Below are 1192 nucleotides of genomic sequence, written 5' to 3' on the forward strand. Positions count from 1 at the left end.
CCGCGGTCTATGGCCGGGCTGCCGCTGGTGAGGTGGAGATCGTCGGGGGGATTCACGAACTGGGCGGATGCGGTCGTCGAACTGTTGTCCAGCGGGACGTTGCTGGGGCCGTTGACGACGTTGGACTGCTCCGTCCAGCCGGACCCGTCCATCCACAGGGCGTCACGCACGGCCACCAGGATGTTGGCCCGGATCACGGTCGAGGAGGGGCAGAGCGCGTGGCAGACCACACCGCGGGAATGGCTGCCGTTGAGCCACACCGTGTTGAATTCGAAGGTGGTGCTGTTCGTGGGGCCGAACTTTGTGTCCGGGCCGCGAATGATCAGGCCCTGGGCCTCGGCGCATTCCGCGCCGCACGAGGCCCGGATCAGGTTGTACCGGAAAACATTGCCGTCGGCGGGTTGGTCGGAGCGCCCGATTTCAGAAAACACGTTGTTGTCGATGGCCTTGTTGTGGTGGATGTTGTTGCGGCTGCCGTTGTAGATCTCAAAGGCGCTTCCGTCCCGGCTGAAGTCATAGGATGCGGCCGTGGAACCGGTGACGGTGTTGCCGGAGAACTCGTTGTCGTTGCCGTTGATCAGCACGCCGAACGCACCGGAATCGTCCGTGCAGTTGGCTGCCTGSGCTGTGCCRCACYTCGTTCCCGGGGTRTTGACGTTCATGACGTTGTTGTCGGTCAGGACGTTGTTCGAGTAGTTTCCGAAGTCGGAGCCCGTGCCTACCTTGATGCCGGCGGTGTTSTCGGAGGCCTCGGAATTCTTCACYACCACGTGGTCGCCGTAGACGTTGAAGCCCGCGTAGCCGCAGCTGGTGGCGCGGAGCCCGTCCACTTCRATGTAGCTGCCGTTCAGCCGGAAGCAGTTTCCGCCTTCCCCGCTGGTTATCGTTGGGATGTTCCCGTTTCCGTAGCTGTTCAGTTTGATGGCCGACGCCGGCGTTCCGCTCTCGTCCAGCTGGACGTTGCCGATCCACTCGTCACCCYTGCGGAAACTGATAGTATCGCCGGCGTTGAAGGCCGTTTCGTTGATTTTCATCAGGGACTGCCATGGCGAATCCGGGGACGTCCCGGAGTTGGTGTCGCTTCCCACGGCACTCACGTAGTAGTGGGTGGACGGCGTCGAAGGGCCCGTCGTGGAGACGCAGCCCACCAGCAGGACCATCAGGAGGGCAACAGCCAGCGCGGCGGCGGCCC

General features: G+C 63.2%; 1 protein-coding gene. It reads right to left on the reverse strand.

The window, feature by feature from the left end:
* Window positions 1-1192: hypothetical protein (locus AC1DFE_RS24035; RefSeq protein WP_476908331.1), on the reverse strand; the 1192-nt coding region annotated here is incomplete at both ends.

The sequence above is a fragment of the Arthrobacter sp. 05T423 genome (assembly GCF_056396245.1).